The organism is Achromobacter sp. MFA1 R4, from assembly GCF_900156745.1.
In the GTDB taxonomy this organism is placed as follows: Bacteria; Pseudomonadota; Gammaproteobacteria; order Burkholderiales; family Burkholderiaceae_B; genus Achromobacter.
Window position 1 is genome coordinate 2,931,352 of record NZ_LT707065.1, and the last position, 21,051, is coordinate 2,952,402.

Annotated in this window: 12 protein-coding genes; 8 read left to right on the forward strand and 4 right to left on the reverse strand. The window is 68.6% G+C overall.

Annotated features, from left to right (window positions below):
* Positions 1–42: 42 nt before the first annotated feature.
* The 4 genes from tssI to tssJ all read right to left on the reverse strand — a co-directional run bounded on the left by tssI (position 43) and on the right by tssJ (position 11,339).
* On the reverse strand, positions 43–8,334 hold the full coding sequence (tssI, locus tag BXA00_RS13315; protein ID WP_076518914.1) for a type VI secretion system Vgr family protein: 8,292 nt from the start codon (positions 8,332–8,334) through the stop codon (positions 43–45).
* 156 nt (positions 8,335–8,490) lie between these two features.
* The gene (locus BXA00_RS13320; protein ID WP_076518915.1) at positions 8,491–9,270 is read right to left on the reverse strand and encodes a DotU family type IV/VI secretion system protein; all 780 of its coding nucleotides are present in this window, start codon (positions 9,268–9,270) and stop codon (positions 8,491–8,493) included.
* Positions 9,271–9,286: 16 nt separating this feature from the next.
* The gene (gene tssK / locus BXA00_RS13325) at positions 9,287–10,633 is read right to left on the reverse strand and encodes a type VI secretion system baseplate subunit TssK (protein ID WP_076518916.1); all 1,347 of its coding nucleotides are present in this window, start codon (positions 10,631–10,633) and stop codon (positions 9,287–9,289) included.
* An 88-nt stretch (positions 10,634–10,721) separates the two neighbouring features.
* Positions 10,722–11,339: a type VI secretion system lipoprotein TssJ gene (gene tssJ / locus BXA00_RS13330; RefSeq protein ID WP_076518917.1), complete on the reverse strand. Its 618-nt coding sequence runs from the start codon at positions 11,337–11,339 to the stop codon at positions 10,722–10,724.
* A gap of 156 nt (positions 11,340–11,495) precedes the next feature.
* Here tssJ and BXA00_RS13335 point away from each other — a divergent pair, with 156 nt between their 5' ends.
* From BXA00_RS13335 to tssH, 8 genes are all read left to right on the forward strand, one after another.
* Entirely contained in the window at positions 11,496–12,167 is a 672-nt protein-coding gene (locus BXA00_RS13335) for a hypothetical protein (RefSeq protein ID WP_231952253.1), read from the forward strand.
* A 71-nt stretch (positions 12,168–12,238) separates the two neighbouring features.
* On the forward strand, positions 12,239–12,754 hold the full coding sequence (gene tssB / locus BXA00_RS13340) for a type VI secretion system contractile sheath small subunit (RefSeq protein ID WP_076518919.1): 516 nt from the start codon (positions 12,239–12,241) through the stop codon (positions 12,752–12,754).
* Positions 12,747–14,246: a type VI secretion system contractile sheath large subunit gene (gene tssC / locus BXA00_RS13345; RefSeq protein ID WP_076518920.1), complete on the forward strand. Its 1,500-nt coding sequence runs from the start codon at positions 12,747–12,749 to the stop codon at positions 14,244–14,246. Before tssB ends, tssC begins: the two co-directional genes overlap by 8 nt.
* A 45-nt stretch (positions 14,247–14,291) precedes the next feature.
* On the forward strand, positions 14,292–14,795 hold the full coding sequence (locus tag BXA00_RS13350) for an Hcp family type VI secretion system effector (RefSeq protein WP_076518921.1): 504 nt from the start codon (positions 14,292–14,294) through the stop codon (positions 14,793–14,795).
* Between the two features lie 79 nt (positions 14,796–14,874).
* A complete protein-coding gene (tssE, locus tag BXA00_RS13355) occupies positions 14,875–15,360 on the forward strand; it encodes a type VI secretion system baseplate subunit TssE (protein WP_076518922.1) in 486 nt (161 codons plus the stop codon).
* 51 nt (positions 15,361–15,411) lie between these two features.
* Positions 15,412–17,250 (forward strand): type VI secretion system baseplate subunit TssF, encoded by a 1,839-nt coding sequence (gene tssF, locus BXA00_RS13360; RefSeq protein WP_076518923.1) that lies wholly within the window; start codon positions 15,412–15,414, stop codon positions 17,248–17,250.
* Positions 17,214–18,305, forward strand: coding sequence for a type VI secretion system baseplate subunit TssG (gene tssG, locus BXA00_RS13365; protein WP_076521940.1), 1,092 nt, complete (start codon positions 17,214–17,216; stop codon positions 18,303–18,305). Before tssF ends, tssG begins: the two co-directional genes overlap by 37 nt.
* A 22-nt stretch (positions 18,306–18,327) precedes the next feature.
* Positions 18,328–21,045 (forward strand): type VI secretion system ATPase TssH, encoded by a 2,718-nt coding sequence (gene tssH, locus BXA00_RS13370; RefSeq protein WP_076518924.1) that lies wholly within the window; start codon positions 18,328–18,330, stop codon positions 21,043–21,045.
* Positions 21,046–21,051: the final 6 nt, after the last annotated feature.

A 21,051-nucleotide genomic window follows, 5' to 3' on the forward strand; every position in this document is an offset into this window, starting at 1 on the left:
ATCGTATTGGGCTGCAATGGTGTTCGGTGGCGGGTGGCTTCGTCAGAATGAGGTCCAGCCTTCGGAGCAATCCACCTTGCGCACGGCCTTGCTGCAACTGGGGCAGAAGTGGATGTTGGCGCAGGTGATGCCGTACATCACGCATTGCCCGATCTCATCGCTGTACTGTCCATTCCGGTTGGGCAGGCCAAAGTAGCAGTGCCCCCCCATGTTGTAGTAGAAGTGCGGCGGCGGATCCAGCTTGGAGTCGTCGGCCGAGGGGTCTTCGTTGCGCAGGCCGGGCCAGTCGGGGCCGCTGGGCACCATGCCGAGCAAGTGACCCATTTCGTGCGCCAGCGTTTCCGTCAGATACGCCTGCGAGTTGGGCGCGTACGGGTCCAGCGTGGACACGAACAGCAGGTTGGTGCCCGTGATGGCCAGGCCCGCGTAGCTGGCGGCCACCGTGTTGAACTGGATGTTCAGCACGCCGCGCAAGGGCGTGGACGAAATCTGGGTCAGGTCGACTTTCACGGAGAAGACGGCGCCGGAGCTTTCGCGGATCGGCGTCATCAGGTGGCGCGGGATGGGAATCGACCGTTCCGCGCCCGAGGCGTCCGTGTAGATATAACGGGCGTGGACCAGCCAGTCGTCGCTGTCGTCGAACTCGTACCAGAGGCTGGCAAGCGTGCGGTCGTCGTTGACGATGGGGACGGTCATGACGCGCCCGCCGGGGCCGGCGGGCACCGGCATGCGCATGTCGCCGCTGGTGCCGGGCGCGGCCAGGCGGTCGACGTGGCACACCACCAGGGTGTAGGGCTCGCGCTGTTTGCCGGGGGAGTTGGCGTAGACGCGGCGCACGGCGTCCATGATGGCCTGCTGGGCGTCGACGTTGTCGGCGGCGTCCACTGCCGAGCGGCCCCGGAATTGCAGCCGCGGCAACTGGATCATGTCGATGCCGTGCAGCGCGAACTCCGCCGTGACCGGGGTCACGTCGGCCAGGTGGGCCGCCGGGCGCGCGCTCATGCACATGACTTCCTGGATGTACAGGCGGCGCGCGGTCTCGACGCGTTCTGTCTTGATCAGTTGGCCGCGTTCGTCGCGCACTTCGAACAGGTAGACGTTGCGGCCGGCGGCGGGCAGGTCGATGTCATCGACGATGCGGGTGCCGTCGGCGTTCGTGACGTAGCTGCGCGGGTTGGCGTGCGGTTCCTGATAGCTGGCGCGGCGGCCGCGTTCGCGGGTGGAGTAGGCGATGTTGCCGGGGTCGGCCTTGACGGTGATGGTGAACCGGTGCGCGCCGGGGCGGTTGAACTCCACGTGGATGCGCGGGCGGCGGGTTTGCCGTTCTGTGGTGGTCAGCGCATTGCCATCGTTCCAGCGTTCGTCCGCGGTTTCGAGGTTCACGTATTGCAGCCGGGCGCCGTCCTGGCGGCCGCGATACGTCGATATGCCCGGCACCCCGTGGCCGGCGCCGCCCGCCGAGGGCATGCCGCCGGGCAGGTTGGTGCCCTGCGTGCGCGCCACGGGGCCCAGGCCGATCGTGTCCAGCACATCGCGGGCGATCTGCGGCAGCGGCGAATCCGCCACGCCGGGGATCTTCATCAGCACCTCGGCGACCTTGGGCAGCGTCTCGGTGGCCAGCGTGGGGGACTGCAGGATGGCGCCGATCACGCCGGGCACGGACGAGGACGACAGCCCCGGCATGCTGAGGATGGCGCCGGCGACAGCGGGGATGTTGGCCTGCTTGACGTCGGGCAGGTTGAAGAGGGTGTCGACGGCCGACCCCAGCGCGGCGGCGCGGTCGCCCGCCGCATTGAGCGCCTGGGTCATGACGGGCACGATGGCGGCGCTGACGTTGGCGCTGACCCCGCCGGACATGAACGTGGACGCGCTGTTCATGGCCGTGGATGCGGCGCTGGCCTGCTGCGCAAAGGCGGCGAGCCCGCCGCCAGCGCCCACGGCGGCGATGCCCGCGGCGCCGGAGCTGCCGGCCGACGCGCCCGCTGCGCCGGCGCTTGCGGTGGTGGCTGCGCCCGCCGCCGCGCCTGCGCCGCCTGCGGCGGACAGGTCGGTGGCGCGGGTGGCCGGCGCGCTGTCGGACATGCCGGCCGCGCGCGCCGTCGTGCTGCCGAGCACGGTGTCAGGGCTGGCGGCCGGGGAGACCGCAGTGGGCGGGGCCGTCGTGGCGGGGCCGGTGTTGGGGGGGGAAACGCCTGGCGTCGCCGCAGGGCCGCTCATCGGGGAAGCGACGGTGGGGGCGGAAGCCGCGCCAGGGCTGGCGATGGGGGGTGAACCTGCGCCAGTGGCTGAGCCTGTGCCAGTGGCCGGACGGGCTTGTCCAACAGCGCCAGCACTTGGGCCAGGGGCAGCATCGGCACCGGGAGCGGCAGTGGCACCGGGAGCGGCAGTGGCTCCGGGAGCGGCAGTTGCCCCGGCATCGGCAGTAGCACCGGGACCGGCAGTGGCACCGGCATCGGCAGTGACACCGGGACCAGCAGTGGCACCCGCACCGGAAGTGGCACCGGCACCAGCAGTGGCACCAGCACCAGCGCCGGCATCCGTACCGGCAGCGGCTCCAGCATTGGCACCCGCATCCGCAGCAGCTCCGGCTCCGGTACTTGCGCTTGCTCCGGCATCCATGTTTGTACGGGCGGATGCAGACGCACTGGCGCTCGCGCCCGTCGCCGCCGCTGCGCCCGGACCTGCTTCTGCGCCCACGCCAGCGGCGCTGGCCCCGGTGGCTACCGCGGGCGCAGCATCTGCCGCCGCGGCGCTGCCGGACGTCGCGGTGCCGGCGGCGACGCCGGTTTCTGCGATGCCTGCGCCCGTTCCGGGCGGCATGCCGGCGTCTTGCGGCAGGCCTGCCATGCCGGAGCCCGGCACGAAGCCCGGCGTTTGCGCGGAGGCGTCTGCCAAGATGGGCGCCGTGTTCAAGCCGGTATCGGAGGTCGGCAGCGTCTGCGTTGGGGTCAAGACGGCGTCAGACCCGGCGAGCGTTGGGGCTTCGCTCAGGACGGGATCGGACCCGGCGAGCGTTGGGGCTTCGTTCAGAGCGGAATCGGACCCGGCAAGCGACGGCGCTTCGATCAGGACGGAATCGGACCCGGCAAGCGATGGCGCACCTTGTTGCACCGTGCCGGAAGCAGACATGGCGGCGGCGGACCCGTCCTGCATCGGGGCGGTCGTGGCCGTGGCGGCGGTGGAAAGATCGGCATGCATCGCGTCGCGCCCGGGCATCCCGGACGTGGCCACGCCGGACGGAGAGGCGGGAGAGGGCGTATCCGCCGCGAAAGGCGTGGCGCCCTTGCCGGTAGTTGCGGCGGACGCCAGGTGTCGGGCATCGCTGGCCGCCGACGCCGTGGCGCTGAGCAAGCTGCCCGCGCCCGCAGCCAGCGAGGCGAGCAATGCCGCGTCAGGCCGCTTGGCCGGGCGCGCCGTGGTGCCGTCGCGGGCCGTGCCGTGCTGCGCGGTGCCGCCTTGCGGGTCGGTCGGCGGGGTGGCCGGCTTGATGGCGCCATAGGAGGCCGGTTTGTCGGCGGACGGGGACGAGGCCGCGGAGGAATGCGCCGCGCTGCCCGCGAACAGCGCCATCGCCGCCTGCTGTGTCGTGATGGCGGAATCGGGGGCGGTCCAGGGCCGCGCGGCATTCAGGGCGGAGTCGGACGGCGAGGCACCGGCGCCGTGTTGCGCCGACACTCCCGTTGTGGCGATGCCGCCCTCGGCGATTCGGGCAGCCAGGTGGGCGTTCGTGTTGGTCGTGTCGGTCGTGTCGGTCGTGTTCGTCACGCCGCTGTTTGCGCTTGTCGCTTGCGCGTTGGTGGTGCTCGTTGCTCCGCCAGCGAGGTTCGTCGTATTGCCGGCGCCTGCTCCTGGTCCTGCCGTTGCTGCTGCCGTTGCGGCTGGCGTTGTCGCTGCCGTGGTTGCTGCGTTTGCTCCTGCCGTTGTTGCTGCCGCTGCTGGCGTTGCGTTCGCCCCGGTTCCGGCGGCAAGGTTCGAGCCGTTGCTTGCGGCGGCTGCGCCAGCGAGCGCGCCTGCGGCTGGGCTGGCGGCGAATACGCCAGCCGCGAGCCCCCCGCCCGCAGCCGCGCCTGCCGTTCCTGCGGTGAAGGCGGTGGCGGTACGCGCGCCGTCTGCCCCAGCGTTCAACGCTGCCGGCGTGCTTGCATCGGCGGCGCTGGCAGCCAAGGCTCCGCCCGCGCCTGCTGGCATGGCGTTGGGGGCGACACCCGATGCGACCCCCGTGGAGGAGGGTTGCGAGACGTCGGCGGTCGCGGCGGCGCGGCTGAAGGCGTCGCCTGCGGCTGAGCCCGCGCCCGAGCCAGCATCCAAATCCGAACCCGAACCCGAACCTGAACCCGAGCCGGAGCCCGAATTCAAGCCTGAACCCAAGCCCGACCCGGAATCCGTGGAGGCGACGCCTGTTGCCGCGCTGGCGTGCATCGGCGTCGTGCCGGAGGATGCGTCGGGCGTTGCGGCCGTCGCGGCAGTGGCCAATGGCACGGCCTCTGCATTTGGCGCCGCCGCGCCCGCCGTCGATGCCGATGCCAATGCCGGCGTCGCGGCAGCGTCCGCCGTCGCGGTCATGGTCGGGGCCGTTGACGAAGGGGGAGCAGGCTGCGTTGCATATTGGGTCGCCACGTTGTCTTGGGCGATGTCCATTCCAGTTCCGGCCGCGGGACTTCCCGGGGCGGACGAGGTCGCACCGGCAAAGGCCGCTGCGCCTGCGCTTCCGGCAACAGCGCCGGCAGCGGTTGCGCCCGTGGCGGCGCCCGCGCCTGCGGCAACAGCGCCAGCGGCGGTTGCGCTTGTGGTGGCGCCTGCGCTTCCGGCAACAGCGCCAGCGGCGGTTGCGCCTGTGGTGGCGCCGGCGCCTCCGGCAACAGTGCCAGCGGCGGTTGCGCCCGTGGTGGCGCCTGTGCTTCCGGCAACAGCGCCAGCAGCGGTTGCGCCCGTGGTGGCGCCTGCGCTTCCGGCAACACCGCCAGCAGCAGTTGCGCCTGTGGTGGAGCCCGCGCCGCCGGCAACAGCGCCAGCAGCGGTTGCGCCTGCGGTGGAGCCTGCGCCTCCGGCAACAGTGCCAGCGGCGGTTGCGCCCGTGTTGGCGCCCGCACTTTCGGCAGTACTGGCTGCGGCCATCTCGCCCGCAACGTCACCAGCGGCCGAGGCCGGCGCCGCGCTTGCCTCTGCTCCCGCACCCGCACCCACCCCCGCACCGACACCCGCCGCACCGGATCCCACGCCCGCCAGTCCCGCCGCGCCGCGGATCATGTTGGACGCGCCCTCCGGCGCGACGGCCGCCCGCATGTCGGTGGCGGCGGGCAGGGCGGACATCGGGTTCTTGATGAGGTCAGCCGCCTTGGAGACGGTGCCCACGGCGGACGCGGCGCTGTTCAGCATGCCGCTTGCGCCCGGCGCGACCGAGCCCAGCAGGCCGGGGGCGGCCGACAGCGCGCCCATCGGATTCTTGGCCAGGCTGGCCAGCGCGCTTGCCTTGCCGGCCAGCGCATTGGCCTGACCGGCCAGCGAACTTGCCTGTCCGGCCAACTGGGAAAGCTTGCCTGCGGCGCCGGCGGCGGTCTTGCCCAGCGCGCTCAAGCCGCCAGGCACGGCATCGCCCAATGCGCCCATGCCCGTGCCCGCGGCCGCAGCCTCACCAGCCCCCGCACCCGCTGCGCCGCCAAAGCCCGCCATCAGGCTGGCTCCGGCCTTCTTGGCTGCCGCGGCGACGACGCCGTCCTTGTGCACCAGCTCGGCGCTCACGATGAGCGGATCATCGACGGTCGTGCTGGGCAGGGCAGGCAGGCTGGCGGCATCGCTGCCCGGTCCCACGAAATTGTGCGTGGCGCCCTTGACCGAAAACAGGCCAGGACCCTTGAACACGATGTCCGCGCCATCGAGCGTGACGCTGCCGCCCGCCGCCTGCAGGGTGACACGTTGGTTGCCGAGGATTTCGATGCCCTCGGCCGACGAGGTCACGGTGATGTCCTGGCCCGCCAGCGCCTCCAGGATATCGGTGTGCGCATGCAGGGACACGGGCGCCTGCGCCGAGATCGCGCGCAGCGGACCTTGCTGCGCGAAGACGCTTGCCGACTTGGCCGAAACGGCGGCGTAGGTCTGCGTGGCCGCCACATGGGCGTCGGATTGCGCGGTGGCATGCAGATGTTCGCCCGCGTGCAGCACGGCGCTGGCCGGTGTGGCGAGATTCAGCGAGTTCGGCGCATCGACCAGCAGGTGCGGGCCATTGATGCGTTCGATATTGGCCTCGGCCGTGCGTTGGCCATTGGCGGCCTTGCCCGCGGCCTGGCCGTTGACCTGGCGCGGGTAGCGGCCGTCCTGCTCGGGGTCCAGCGCCTTGAGCAGGTCATCGTAGCCGTCGGCGGCGGCCAGGGGCCGCGCCTGATGCTGGCGCGCGCTGTCGTTGAGCCGGCGCGAGGCGTCCTGTGCACCGCGCAGCAGCAGCAGCGCTTCCTGCGCGTCGGCCTGCGTCGACTTGCCCTGTTCGCGCGCCGTGGCCGATATCAGCATGCCCTGGCCCGAACGCACCACGGCCCAGGCATCCGTGCGCAGCTCGAAGCCCGTGCCACGCCATTGGCCCCGGCTGGCCTCGTCCAGGCCCTGTTCCACCAGATGGCCCAGCCCCAGTTGCGTGGCCGCCGTGGAGCTGGCCAGGCGCGTGCGCAGCTTGCCCTTGGTGTCGTCGAAGATCCACTGGTTGCGCCCGGCGCCATCCAGCCCCTGGCTATGCCAGCCGCTCAGCACGCCGGCGTGGTTGGCGTCGCTGTTCTCGCCGGCCGACCAGGGCGGCAGGTCGGCGTCGTTGTAGAGCTGGCCCGCGATGACAGGCTGGTCGATATCGCCGTCGAGGAATTCGACGATCACTTCGGTGCCGCCGCGCGGCAGATGGTGGGCGCCCCAGTTGGGCCCCGCCTGGGCGCCGGCCACGCGCAGCCACGTGCCGGACCGGTCGTCGCCGGGCGCGTTGCCGCTGGCATCGCCATGGGTGCGATGCGGCAGGCCGCCCGGCAGCGGCTTTTCGCCACGTTGCCAGGGAAACTGGACCTTCACGCGCAGGTCGCGGTCCGACGTGATGGGCGCGTCCTGCGCGCTGACCACCACGGCGGCCAGGCCTTCGGGCGCGGTGGGACGGGCCCGCCAGGCGGGAACCAGCGCCGCCGCCTCGGGCTGCGCGCGGAAGCGGTTGCGGTAGGTGCCGCGCTCCATGTCGGGCGCGTCCAGGACCTGCGCGGCCTGGCTGCCCAGGTTGTTGGTGGCCTCGTGCGTGACGTCGATCAGCACATAGCGGTTGCCGGCAAGTTCGTCGATGGCCTGCCCGCCGCCGCCTTGCGCGTAACGGTCGTGCTGGCTCAATGCGAAGACCCGGCCCGGGGCGAGAGAACGCGCCGTGCCGGCGCCCTCGAAGCGCACCAGCCGCGATTCGTGCGCGCGCAGCGAACGCGCCGCGCCCTGTTCGGCGGCGTCATCGTCGGCGTAGCGGCCGTGGCCCGCGTAGTCGTAGTCCTCCAGCGTGGGCAGCGCTTCCACGCGGACCTGCGATTGGGATTGGGCGGCGTGCGCGGTCAACGACCGTTCGTTCCAGGCCGCGCGCGTCACGCTGTTCGGACGCACCGACTGCACGGCGGCAAAGCGCGTGATGCTGTCGCTGGCTTCCGTGGCATCGCTGCGATGAAAGCGCAGCGGCGATGACGGGTCTTCCGGGCGCGCCGCGTCCGCATCGAAAATCACCACGCGATGGCGCGCGCCGCCGCCGGCGGCCTGGCCCTCGTCCTGCTGATGCTCGAAGCGGTAGCACAGGCCGGCCTCGGCCAGGATGCGCTGCACGAACTCCAGGTCCGATTCGCGGTACTGCGTGCAGATGGGACGAGGCGGTGGCGCGTCTGTCAGTTCAAAGGCGAACGCCGCCTGGGGATAATCCGAAAACACTTCGCTGACGATGTCCTGCACCGACAGGTCCTGATACACGAAGCTGTCGCGGCGCAAGGCCAGCGCCGCCATCCACGGCGCGGCGTGCAGGCGGTATCGGGCCAGGCCGCCGTCGGCGCCCAGCGCGTCCACGCCTTCCACCACCGCATGCCAGCGCCGCATCGAGCCGTCGGCCTGCAGCAGGCTGACGGTGATCTCCTTGCCCAGCAAGGCCGCCACGTCCAGCTCGGCGCTGGCGGCCAGGCAATCCAGCGTCAACGAGAACAGGCGCGAGATGCCTTCACGCAGGCGCATGTGCTCGACGAGCAGCTCGGTGTCCAGCGCGGTGGTCAGGCGCAGCAGCCGCGCGTGTTGCGACAGGGTGGCGATGTTCAGCGAAGAGTAGGCCGGGGCGTTAGAAGGCAAGGCGTTCATAGGGCTAGGCGGTATTCGGTCGGCGGCGCCGACGGCGCGCGGGACGCGCCGGAAGGGACGAAAGGGCTGGCAAACATGGCCGCGCGCGATGTGGTCTTTGCGCGGATCGCGGGTATGGCGCGATCCGCGCGGACCGCTCGGGCCCGCTTGCCGCCGCTAGGGCAGCGAAATCGTCAAATGCGCCGCGCGCGGGCCCAGCTTGACGATGTCGTGATAGGGCGCCATCGCGGTCTGCATTTCGGTGTTCAGGAAGTGGCCCATGCCCAGGAACGCAAGCAGGCCCAGCAATGCGAAGAGCGCCATGATCGACCACAGCGGCACATCGCGCTTGAGCGTGTGCGCCACCTTGTCGGGCAGCGGCCAGTGCGGCGCAAAGCCGGTGCGCTTGCCGCGCAGCAGCGCGATCTCGTCTCCCAGCCGGGCCGTCAGGTATCCCAGCTTTTCCTGGCCTTCGATCAGGTACTTGCCCTGGAAGCCCAGCAGCAGGCACATGTAATAGATTTCCAGCGACTGCAGGCGCGGCGCGCCCTGCGCGCGCAGGTCCTCCAGCCGGGCGAAGAAGTTCTCGCCCGCCAGCTGTTCGCCGAACAGCGTGAGCTGCAACGGCTGAAGCATCCAGGCGTCGCGGATCGCGAAGCGGGAGTTCAGGACGGTCTCGTCCACGGCCGCGCAGAACGCGTACTTGGTGGCGTAGACGTCCTCGGCGGCGATGTCCATTTTCTTGGCGGCGCGTTCGTAGTCCGCCAGGAACTGCTGCACGCGCGCCGAGAAGGCGGCCGCGTCGGCGGGCTCCTGGCCGCGCTTGAGCAGGAACAGCATCAGGAAGCCGTCGTACATCAGGTCCAGCAATGACCTGGCGGGGCGGCTTGCGTGAAATTCTGCCGCGCGCGGCGGCAGCGTTGCGCCAGGCATCAGGGAAGGGGCGTCAGCGGTCATGGCGGTGTCGTTCCTGTCAGCGGGTCACTGCGATCAAATCCAGCTTGAGTTCGGGAATGCCGGCGGGCGCATAGATGGCGATGCTGCGCGCCTGCAGCATGCGGTCATACAGCGAGCCCCGCGTCTGCAGGGCGAAATAGACGGCGCCCGGCTTGACGGGCACGGCGGGCGGCACCTGCGGCGTGTAGGCGAGCGGCACGCCGGGCATGGCGGACAGCACCAGCTTGTCCACGTCTTCGGGCGCGCCCACCTTGAAGCGCATGGGCACGCTCTCCGACAGCTCGGCGGCGGGCATCGCGGCCTGCACGGCCAGATAAAGCGACGTGGTCTCGTCCAGCTTTTCCGAATCGAGCCGTCCCATGTGGAACGAGGGACGCAGCTCTTCGAGCATGATGGAGAAGTAGCGGGTCGAGATCACGGTTTCGAGCAGGTCGCGCAGGATCTCGTCCATGCGGGCGAACGCCGGGCCGGGGGCATCGTGGCGATACACGGGCAGATCGGCCAGCGTATGCACCTTGGAGAAGGTCATCAGCGCGCCTGCCAGCCGCGCCAGCTCCTGGAAGAGGCGTTCGGGATGCAGTTGCGGGTGATGGAACAGGTGCGACAGCGTGGCGTAGGCTTCGTTGGCCGTGTGCAGCAGCCAGAACGAGGCGACGTCGCCCGAGCGGAACTCGATGATGTTCTTGCTGGGCTCGCGATGAAAGCCATAGAGCGCGTTGACCTTGGCCTGCAAGGCGTCGAGCAGCCGGCGCAGTTGTTCGTGCAGCGCGCCCGAGGCCGTGAGCGACAGGCTGGGGGCGATGAAGGTGGTGTCCAGTTCGTAGCCCGCGCTGGCGGTGCGCCGTACGCGCGCGACGGGGATCGCCAGCAGCTCATCGCGCGGCTCCAATTCGGAAATCAGGCGCACGTCCTTGCGCAGGAACGCCAGCTCGGCGGACGCGGCGCCCGTGTAGAGATCGGGCGCGGGCGCATTGTCATGCGTGTAGCGCGTGTCGAAGCTGCCCGTGGTCTGTGCGTCGCGGTAGTTGCCGCCGATCGCCTTCAGCGGATGGATCGCCAGATAGAACACGGCTTCGCTCACGCCGTCCAGCGCCGTCAGGGCAACGGGCGGGGGCAGCTCATCGCCATGCGGCGCGCTGTAGAGTTCGCCATCGGGAAACACCGCGCTCATTTCGGTGGCGCGCAACATGCCGTTGGCGAGCGCGGCGGCATCGAAGCGCGCCGAACGCAGACCCCACGCATAGGGATGCAGCGCTCGGGCCATCTCGGCCAGCCGGTCTTCGTGATAGGCATCCTGCCGCTGGAAATGCTGCGGCCGCAGGAACAAACCTTCGCCCCAAAGGACTTTGGCTGAGTAACTCAAAATAAGCGCTCCCTCTTGCTTCTTTCCTGGTTCTATATGGCTATATAGATGAAAGGGTTGGACGAACGGCGCGCGGCCGCGATGCGCGTCAACCCGGACACTGCACGCCGGACAGGCGCGACGGATCGTAGGCGGGCATGCCCGCCGGCAGCGTGAGGCTGCCCGTGGCCACCGTCAACGCGCAAGCGTGCGCGCCCAATACGATGCCGTCGTCTTCCACGCTTTCAACCTTGAATACGTACTTCCATCGCATGGGCGCGGGGGCGTAGAACAGCCCGGCGACTGCGATGTAGTCAGCTTGCTTGGGGACTTTTTCGACGGTTTCGTATCGCTGTCCCGGCGTGAGCGTGAGCTCGCGCGAACCCAGCATCGATTCCCCCAGCGCCGCTTTCTCCCCGGCAGTGTCTATCAATTGCGTGAGCGGCGCACGCTGGAATTGCTCAGGATTCTTCAGGTAGTATATTTTTGTAACTACCGCCATCGGCTGGCCAGCGCCGGCATTCAAATTTTCTCCGGCGTGAATCGCCAATTTCACTTCCACAGGCGCGTTTTCGGGCTTTTTCAGGCCCGCCATCTCGATCGCATTCCCCGTCAAACCGGCGACCGCGCCAATGGCCGAAACGGCCGCACATCCAGTGATGGCGGTGCTTGCAAGCGCGCATGCCAGGGCCGTGAACAAACGTGATAAATGGATATGTTTGGACATGGCTCTTTATACCGGAAGTGTGTGAAGCAATACAGATCGCGGCATGATGCGTGCAAATTGGCGGCAAGTAACATGAAGACACTCGCTGTAGCTTTGCACTAACAAAAGGTTGTTGAAATACGGCCCCTAGTTACAACCCCGCTAGGTGCTTAAAAAATGCCCTTTTCCCGCCTCGTTGTTATCGCAGGTGTCGTTGCATTGATGGCCGGTTGCGCCTCCGTCAAGCCGCAGTCGGAAGCCGAATACGAAAAGTCCCTGGCCGCCGCGCAAAAGACGCTGGAGCAAAAGAGCGCCGACCAGGCTGTCGCGCAGTTCGAGGAGATCGCCCAGCGCAATCCGTCCAAGGGCGAGCCGTGGTCCTACATCGCGAAGATCCGCTTCGACCAGCAGAAATACGGCCAGGCGATCGTCGCCGCCGATGAAACCCTGAGCCGCGATCCGGATGACTTCGTGGCCAAGACGGTGCGTGCCGTCGGGGGCCTGCGCGTGGCCATGCAGTCGCTGGCCGACCTGCGCGCCGACGCGCTGCTGGCCGGCAACGCCCGCGCGGACGCCGTGGCGCTGGCTGCGTCGATGCGCGAAACCCTCGGCCAGGACGTGTTGTTCCCCGAAGGCAAGCGACCGCAACGTCCGCGCCAACCGCGCAAGGTCGAGCCGGTGGCCGCCACCCCGGCCCCGTCCGCGTCGCCGGCTGCTTCCGCCTCGCCGGCCACGTCCGCCACGCCGGCGCCGTCCGCAGCCCCGTCTTCCCCGCAGCAACCCGCCAACCCGCCTGCCCAGCCGCCCAACCGCGCGCCGAATCCGTTCGGCGACCTGCTGACCAAGTGATACCTCCGGGAGCGCGCGGCCCACGGCGGCGCCCCTGACCGACAGACAAGATCCTTTGCACGGAGCCTGCCATGGCCAAGAAAGAAAGCGTTCAGAAACGACTGCAGAAAGTCCGTCCGCCGCGCGTTCAGCTCACGTATGACGTGGAGAAGGGCGACGCCATCGAACAGAAGGAACTTCCCTTCGTGGTCGGCGTGGTGGGCGACTTTTCGGCGCAGTCCGAAGCAGAGCTGCCCCGCCTGAAGGACCGCAAGTTCGTCAACATCGATGTCGACAACTTCGACGACGTGATGCGCGGGCTGGAGCCGCGCGCGGCGTATCGGGTGAAGAACCGCCTGACCGATGAGGGCGGCACCTTCGGCGTCGATCTCAAATTCCGTTCCATCGAGGACTTTCGTCCCGAAGCCGTGGTGCAGCAGGTGGATCCGCTGCGCGAGCTGCTGGACATCCGTACCAAGCTGGCCGATCTGCGCAACAAGCTTGCCGGCAACGACAAGCTCGAAGACCTGCTGGGCGAAGTGCTGACCAGCACCGAAAAGCTGCAACAGCTGACCAGCGAGACCGACAAGGGAGGCCGCAATGAGTAATTCCGCCGCCGCGCAAAACGCCGCCGCCACCGCCGACGCCACGCAGACGCAGAGCGGGCTGCTGGACCAGATCGTCGAGCAGAGCCGTGTCGCCAAATCCACCGCCGAGCACGACCGCGCCAAGGACATCATTGGCGAGCTGGTGCGCGAAGTGATGAAAGGCACCGTCGTGGTGTCCGACAACCTGTCGGCCATGCTGGACGCGCGCGTCGCCGAACTGGACCGCCTGATCTCGGCCCAGCTCAGCGAAGTGATGCACGCGCCCGAGTTCCAGAAGCTGGAAAGCACCTGGCGCGGCCTGCACTACCTGTGCCAGGAAACCGACACCAGCCCGATGCTGAAGATCAAGGTGCTCAACACCACCAAGCGCGACCTGGTGCGCGATTTCCAGACGGCGATCGACTTCGACCAGAGCCTGATGTTCAAGAAGGTGTACGAAGAGGAATTCGGCACGTTCGGCGGCGCCCCGTTCGGCGCGCTGCTGGGCAACTTCGAGATCACGCGCCAGCCGGAGGACATGTACTTCATCGAACAGATGTCGCACGTGGCCGCCGCGTCGCACGCGCCGTTCATTGCCTCGGCGTCGCCCGAGCTGCTGGGCCTGGACAGCTTTGCCGACCTGGGACGCCCGCGCGATCTGGCCAAGGTCTTCGACACGGTCGAATACACCAAGTGGCGCAGCTTCCGCGACTCGGAGGATTCGCGCTATGTCGGCCTGACGATGCCGCGCTTTCTGGGCCGCCTGCCGTACGACCCGGTGGAGGGCACGACGGTCGAAGGCTTCAACTTCGTCGAGGACGTGGACGGCACCGACCATTCCAAGTACCTGTGGTGCAACGCCGCGTGGGCCTTCGGCGCGCGCCTGACGGCGGCATTCGCCGACTTCGGCTGGTGCGCGGCGATCCGCGGCGTGGAGGGCGGCGGCCTGGTCGAGAACCTGCCCACGCACACGTTCAAGACGGACGACGGCGAAATCGCGCTCAAGTGCCCGACCGAAATCGCCATCACCGACCGCCGCGAAAAGGAACTGAGCGACCAGGGCCTGATCCCGCTGGTGCATTGCAAGAACTCGGACTACGCAGCCTTCTTTGGCGCCCAGTCCGTGCAGAAGGCCAAGAAGTACAACACGGACAGCGCCAACGCCAACGCGGTGTTGTCGGCGCAGCTGCAATACATCTTCTCGGTGTCGCGCGTGGCGCACTACCTGAAGGCGATGATGCGCGACAAGATCGGCAGCTTCGCGTCTGCGCAGTCCGTAGAGAGTTTCCTGAATCGCTGGGTGTCGCAGTATGTGCTGCTGGACGACAACGCGACGCAGGAACAGAAGGCGCAGTTCCCGCTGCGCGAAGCTTCGGTGCAAGTGGCCGAGGTGCCCGGTCGTCCTGGCGTCTTCCGCGCCGTGGCGTTCCTGCGGCCGCATTTCCAGCTTGACGAACTCTCGATTTCCTTGCGCCTGGTCGCCGAACTGCCGGCCCAGGCCCAGAAATCCTGAGCGTCATTGCACTGACAACTCATCCATTGAAAGAGGTTATCAACAATGAAGGACATCTACGTCAAGTTCGGCAATCCGGCGCTCAAGGGCGAGTCGCAAGACAAGGACCACCCGGACTGGATCGAAGTCAGCTCGTGGCGCCACGAGATCATCCAGCCGCGTTCGGCCACCGCTTCGACCTCGGGCGGCCACACCGCCGAGCGCACCGAACATGGGGAAATGATCTTCACCAAGGACCTGGACGTTGTCAGCCCGCTGCTGTATCAGCACGCCTCGGGCGGCACCACGTTCGATGAAGTCACCATCGATTTCCTGCGCGCCGACGGCGAGGGCAACCGCGTCAAGTACCTGGAAATCAAGCTGAAGTACGTGATCATCGCGCGCGTGGCGCCGGAAGTGGTGGCCGAAGGCCTGCCGCACGAGACCTTCTCGCTGAAGTACGCCGCCGTGCAGTGGAAGTACACGCAGCAGAAGGTGGGCGGCAACCAGGGCGGCAACGCCCAGGGCGCCTGGAGCCTGACCAAGAACGACAAGACCTACTCGGTCTGATCGCGCCCGCTGGCAGGAACACCGCGGCCCGGCGTGGCCGCGGCCCTGCCACGTCGCTGTGTTTGTTTTCGAGGCCCCGATGAAAGGATTCGAACCGAGTCTCTTCGACAAGCTGTTCGAAGCAGAGGGCCAGTCGCCCTATGCGCTGCGGCGCTTGTCGATCGAGGAAATGAAAGAGACGGTGGCGCGCGACATCGAGGCCCTGTTGAACACCCGCATGGTGTTCACCGCGGAAGATCTGCGGCGCTACCCGAACTGCCAGCGTTCGCTGCTGACGTACGGGCTGTCGGACTTCTCCGGGCTGAGCCTGGCGAGCCACTACGACCGCGAGTTCATCTGCCGGTCGCTCGAACAGGCGATCGCGCGGCACGAGCCGCGGCTGACGCACGTGCGGGTGATGCTGCAGGTCGACGGCCGCGCGACGTCGGTGCTGTACTTCGCGATCACGGCGATGCTGGACGTGGGGCCCGCCCACGAGCCCGTGACCTTTGACGCGACGTTGCAGCCATCGACCCTGCAGTACTCCGTGACCAAGGGCTGGGCCAAGAGCCCGGCCACGGTCTGACGCATCGAACCGCGGTGCAGGTGCCCCGGCGCGCCGGACAGGAAGACATCAATGGAAGAACTGCTGCCCTATTACGAGCGCGAACTTGGCTTTCTGCGCACGTCGTCGCGCGACTTCGCCGAGCGCTATCCGAAGATCGCCGCGCGGCTGGGGCTGTCGGGCGAGACCTGCGAAGATCCGCACGTCGAACGCATGATCGAGTCGTTCGCGTTGCTGAGCGCCCGCATCAACAAGAAGCTGGACGACGACTACCCCGAATTCACCGAAGCGCTGTTCGAGGTGATGTACCCGCATTACCTGCGGCCGTTTCCCTCTTGCAGTGTGGCGCAGTTCGACCTGGGCGGCGCGGGGGCGCAGTTGACCGCGCCCGTGCGCATCGGCCGCGGCACCGAGCTGAAATCCCATCCGGTGCGCGGCGTGGCGTGCCGTTTCCGCACGGCGTATGAGGTCGCGCTGGCGCCCGTGGAGGTGCAGCGCGCGGGGTTCGTGTCCAGCGCCACGGCGCCGGCCACGGCCAAGCTGCCCGCCGGCGTCACCGCCCGCTTCTCGGTCACGCTGGGGTGCCAGGGCGAGAACCAGCACTTCGGCATGCTGGGCATCGACCGGCTGCGCGTCTACCTGCACGGTGAACCGTCGTTCGTGGCGGCGCTGCGCGACGCCTTGTTCCTGCGCGCGGCCGCGGCGTATGTGGAGTGGCAGCCGGGGCGCTGGGACCGTTTGCCCGCGATTCCGCTGGCGCAGGTCGGACTGGCCGAGGAAGACGCGCTGATCGACTTTCCGGCCAGCTCGCATCCGGCGTATCGCCTGCTGGCCGAGTACTTCGTCTTTTCCGAAAAATTCAATTTCGTCGACATCGACCTGGCGGCCCTGCGCCCCTATCTGGGCACCGTGCGGCAATTCACGCTGCATCTGCCGGTAAGCGGGGTGCGCGCCGATTCCAACACGGCGCGGCTGCTGGAGTCGACGTCGGCGGACAATCTGCGGCTGGGCTGCACGCCGGTGGTGAACCTGTTTCCCCAGCGCGCCGACCCCATCCGCGTGACGCATGCGGCGGCGTCCTATCCGGTGGTGGCCGATGCGCGGCGTGCCTATGGCTACGAGGTCTATTCCATCGACCGCGTGCGCCAGGTGCGGCAGAACGCGCAGGGCGACGCGGTGGTGGATTTCCGGCCGTTCTACTCGCTGCATCACGGCGAGTCGCCGGAGTCCGCCGGCCATTACTGGACGATGCGGCGCGATGCCGCGATGGCCCAGCGCAGCCCGGGATACGAAACCGAGATATCGATCGTGGATATCGATTTCGATCCGTCGGTGCCGCAGACCGAAACCCTGAGCCTGGACCTGACCTGCACCAATCGCGATCTGCCGTCGCACATCGCCGTGGGGCAATCGGGCGGCGACCTGTTCCTGGAAGGCGGGACGGTGGCGCGCGCCATCCGGATGCTGCGCCGGCCGACGCATTCGCACCGATTCCAGCAGGGGCGCGCGGCGCACTGGCGGCTGATTTCCCATCTGGCCCTGAACCATCTGTCCCTGGTGCAGAGCGGCCTGCCGGCCTTGAAGGAAACGCTGCGCCTGTACGACCTGTCGGGCTCGGCGGTGGCGGCGCGACAGATAGAAGGCCTGGTCGGCCTGGACTACAAGCCGGCCACGCACTGGATGCCCGGCGAGCCCTTCGCGACGTTCGTGCGCGGCATCGAGATCCGGCTGACCGTCAACGAAGACCACTTCGTGGGCACGAGCCTGCATGCGTTCGTGGCCGTCATCAACCGCTTCTTCGGCCTGTACGTGCACGCCAACAGTTTCGTGCAATTGGTCGTGTTGTCGCGCCGCGGCGCGGAGGAATTACTACGATGCCCCCCATGCAACGGCGACGCCATCCTAGCGTGATGGACGCGCTGCTGGCAGAGCCGCAGCGCTTCAAGTTTTTCCAGGCGGTGCGCCTGCTGGAGCAGTGCTTTGCGCGGCAGGAGCGCGGCGCGACGCGCCACACGGTGCCCGTGCATCTGCGCTTTCCCAATGCGCCCGGGCTGGGCTTTCCGCCCAGCGAAATCGTCGACGCGGTGGCGTATGACAAGCATGGCGAGGTGCTGGCCGACGAAGCGGCGCGCCAGGCCGCCGTGGCCGAAGGCCGGCTGGGCCGCGTGGACGTGACGCCGGCGTTCTTCGGGCTGCTGGGCGGGCAGGGCGCGCTGCCGCTGCACTATTCGGAAATGCTGGCGAACCGGGAGAGCCTGCGGCGCGACCGGGGCGCGCGCGCCTTCTTCGACATTTTCTCGAACCGGGCGGCCGCGTTGTTCTACGCCGCCTGGAAGAAGTACCGCATGCCGTTGCGGCATGAGACCGACCAGGACCATCATTTCCTGCCGCTGTTGCTGGCCTTGGGCGGCATCGGCCACCCGGCGCTGCGCGACCGGCTGCACAACGGCGCGGGCAGGGTGTTCGATGAGTCCGTTGCCCACTACGCCGCGGCCGCGCGCCAGCGGCCGGTGTCGGCGCCGTTCCTGCAGCGCGTGCTGCAGGACTACTTCGGCGTGCCGCTGCGGGTGGAACAGTTCGTGGGCCGCTGGTATGACGTGCCGCCGCAGAACCGCACGCGGCTCGGACAGCCGGGCGCCGTGCTGGGCGTGTCCGCGCTGGCGGGCGATCGCATCTGGCAGCGCGATCTGCGCATCCGGCTGTGGATCGGCCCCTTGGCGCGCCAGGCCTATACCGACTTCCTGCCGGGCGGCGAGCGCGCGCGGGCGCTGGAGAAGCTGTTGACGATGTTCGGCGGCATGACCTTCGAGTACGAGGTGCGGCTGGTGCTGGCGCGCGAGAGCGTCACGCCGTGCCGGCTAGGCGAAGGCGGCGAGGTCCGCCTGGGCTGGAATTCCTTTTTATGCACCGAGCCGGCGCGCGAGGACCGCGACGACGCCAGCTACGAACTGCACACCATTCACTGACCTCATCACACCATAGAGATCCATGGGCACTCCGCTGAAGACCTTGATCGGGAAGTTGAACCAGACCTGTCGCCAGGCCGCCGAGCGCGCGGCCAGCCTGTGCATGGCCCAAGGCCATTACGAAGTGGATCTGGAGCATCTGTTCCTGGCGCTCCTGGAAAAGCCGGCCAGCGATGTGAGCATCATTGCGCGGCGTTGTCACATCCAGACCGATGCGCTGGAAGCCGACCTGAAGGCCGAGATCGGCCGCTTCAGGAACGGCAATACGCGCACGCCCGTGTTTTCGGCGCACCTGCCCAAGCTGTTCGAGCACGCCTGGCTGATCGCGTCGCTGGATACGCAGACGACCCGCATCCGCTCCGGGCACCTGTTGCTGGCGCTGCTGACGGAGCCCGACCTGGCGCAACTGGCGCAGCGGGGCTCGTCCCTGTTCGAGTCGTTCCGGCTGGACGAGCTCAAGCACGATTTCGCCGCCCTGACGCAGGGGTCGGAAGAGGCGGGCCAGGCCGTGGACTTTGCCGAAGGCGCGGCGCAGGAAGGCCAGACCGGCCAGCCCGCGCCGGCGTTGTCGCAGACGCCCGCCCTGGACCAGTACACCACCAACCTCACCGAGCGCGCGCGTGACGGCAAGATCGACCCGGTGATCGGCCGGGACGCCGAGATCCGCCAGATGATCGACATCCTGACGCGGCGGCGGCAGAACAACCCCATCCTGACCGGCGAGGCGGGCGTGGGCAAGACCGCGGTGGTCGAGGGGCTGGCGCTGCGGATCGTGGCGGAGGATGTGCCGCCGGCCCTGGCCGGCGTGACGCTGCGGGTGCTGGACATGGGCCTGCTGCAGGCGGGCGCCAGCGTCAAGGGCGAGTTCGAGAACCGCCTGAAGAATGTGATCGACGAGGTCAAGAAGAGCGCCTCGCCGATCATCCTGTTCATCGACGAGGCGCACACGATGATCGGCGCGGGCGGGCAGGCGGGGCAGAACGATGCCGCCAATCTGCTCAAGCCCGCCCTGGCGCGCGGCGAGCTGCGCACCATCGCCGCCACGACCTGGAGCGAATACAAGAAGTACTTCGAGAAGGATGCCGCGCTGGCGCGCCGCTTCCAGGTCGTCAAGGTCGAGGAGCCGGACGAGGCGCTGGCGGCGTCGATGCTGCGCGGCATGGCGCCGCTGATGGAGCGCCATTTCGGCGTGCGCATCCTGGACGAGGCCATCGTGGCCGCGGCGAAGCTGTCGCATCGCTATATCACCGGCCGTCAGCTTCCGGACAAGGCCGTCAGCGTGCTGGACACGGCCTGCGCGCGCGTGGCGCTGGGCCGCAGCGCCACGCCGGCGCTGATCGACGATGCGCGCCATCGCCTGACGCGGCTGCGCACGGAGCAGGAGGCGCTGCGGCGCGAAGCCGCCACCGGGGCGCCGCAGGCGCGGCTGGCCGAGCTGGACGCGGAGATCGCCGCGGTGGAGGCGACGCTGGCCGAGGCGCAGGCCCGGCACGCGGCCGAGACCGGACTGGTCGAACGCATCCATGCCCTGCGGGCCGAACTGGAAGCGGCGAGCCCGGAGACGCAGGGCCAGGATTCGCCGGCTCCGCAGGCGCCCGCGCCCGCCGCGAGCCGGCGCAAGGCGGCCTCCGCGCCGCTCGCTCTCACGCCCGGGCAGCAGCGCCTGGCCGGCCTGATGGACGAATTGCGCGCCCTGCAAGGGGAGCAGCCCCTGGTGCCCGCCTGCGTGGACGCCCAGGTCGTGGCCGAAATCATTGCGGCGTGGACCGGCATTCCGCTGGGCCGCATGGTGAACGACGAGATCCGCACCGTGCTGCAACTGCAGCCCATGCTGGCCGAGCGTGTGATCGGGCAGGACCACGCGCTGCATGCCATCGCGCAGCGCGTGCGCACGGCCCGCGCCGGCCTGGAAGACCCGGACAAGCCCAAGGGCGTGTTCCTGTTCGTGGGCCCGTCGGGCGTCGGCAAGACCGAGACGGCGCTGGCGCTGGCGGACATCCTGTACGGCGGCGAGCGCAAGCTGGTCACCATCAACATGAGCGAATACCAGGAGGCCCACAGCATTTCCGGCCTGAAGGGATCGCCGCCCGGCTACGTCGGCTATGGCGAGGGCGGGGTGCTGACCGAGGCGGTGCGCCGCCAGCCCTACAGCGTGGTGCTGCTGGATGAAATCGAAAAGGCGCACCCCGATGTGCTGGAGCTGTTCTTCCAGGTGTTCGACAAGGGGGTGATGGACGACGCGGAAGGACGCGAGATCGATTTCCGCAACACGCTGATCATCCTGACGTCCAACGTGGGGTCCAGCGCCATCATGCAGGCCTGCCTGAACAAGCCGGCCAGCGAGCGCCCATCGCCCGAGCAACTGTCGGCGCTGCTGGCGCCGCAGCTGTACAAGGCGTTCAAGCCCGCATTCCTGGGGCGCATGAAGACCATTCCGTACTACCCGGTGGACGACGACGCGCTGGCGCACATCATCGGCCTGAAGCTCGGACGCATCGCCCGCCGCGTCCAGGCCACGCACCGCGCGGTGTTCGAATGGGACGAGGGCCTGGTGGACGCCGTGCTGGCCCGCTGCACCGAAGTGGATACCGGCGCGCGCAACGTGGACCACATCCTGAACGGAACGCTGCTGCCGGAGATTGCCGAGCACGTCCTGAGTCGCATGGCGCAGGGTGAGCCCATCGCCAGGATCCGTGTGAGCGCGGGCAAGAACGGCGAGTTCCGGTTCCGGATGAGCTGACCAGGA

Bases quoted from the DNA above. Each gene is read 5' to 3' on its own strand.
- tssB (WP_076518919.1), top strand. From the start codon at position 12,239: ATGGCCAAGAAAGAAAGCGTTCAGAAACGACTGCAGAAAGTCCGTCCG.
- BXA00_RS13335 (WP_231952253.1), top strand. From the start codon at position 11,496: ATGCCCTTTTCCCGCCTCGTTGTTATCGCAGGTGTCGTTGCATTGATG.
- tssH (WP_076518924.1), top strand. From the start codon at position 18,328: ATGGGCACTCCGCTGAAGACCTTGATCGGGAAGTTGAACCAGACCTGT.
- BXA00_RS13320 (WP_076518915.1), bottom strand. From the start codon at position 9,270: ATGACCGCTGACGCCCCTTCCCTGATGCCTGGCGCAACGCTGCCGCCG.
- tssE (WP_076518922.1), top strand. From the start codon at position 14,875: ATGAAAGGATTCGAACCGAGTCTCTTCGACAAGCTGTTCGAAGCAGAG.
- tssG (WP_076521940.1), top strand. From the start codon at position 17,214: ATGCCCCCCATGCAACGGCGACGCCATCCTAGCGTGATGGACGCGCTG.
- tssF (WP_076518923.1), top strand. From the start codon at position 15,412: ATGGAAGAACTGCTGCCCTATTACGAGCGCGAACTTGGCTTTCTGCGC.
- tssJ (WP_076518917.1), bottom strand. From the start codon at position 11,339: ATGTCCAAACATATCCATTTATCACGTTTGTTCACGGCCCTGGCATGC.
- tssC (WP_076518920.1), top strand. From the start codon at position 12,747: ATGAGTAATTCCGCCGCCGCGCAAAACGCCGCCGCCACCGCCGACGCC.
- tssI (WP_076518914.1), bottom strand. From the start codon at position 8,334: ATGAACGCCTTGCCTTCTAACGCCCCGGCCTACTCTTCGCTGAACATC.
- BXA00_RS13350 (WP_076518921.1), top strand. From the start codon at position 14,292: ATGAAGGACATCTACGTCAAGTTCGGCAATCCGGCGCTCAAGGGCGAG.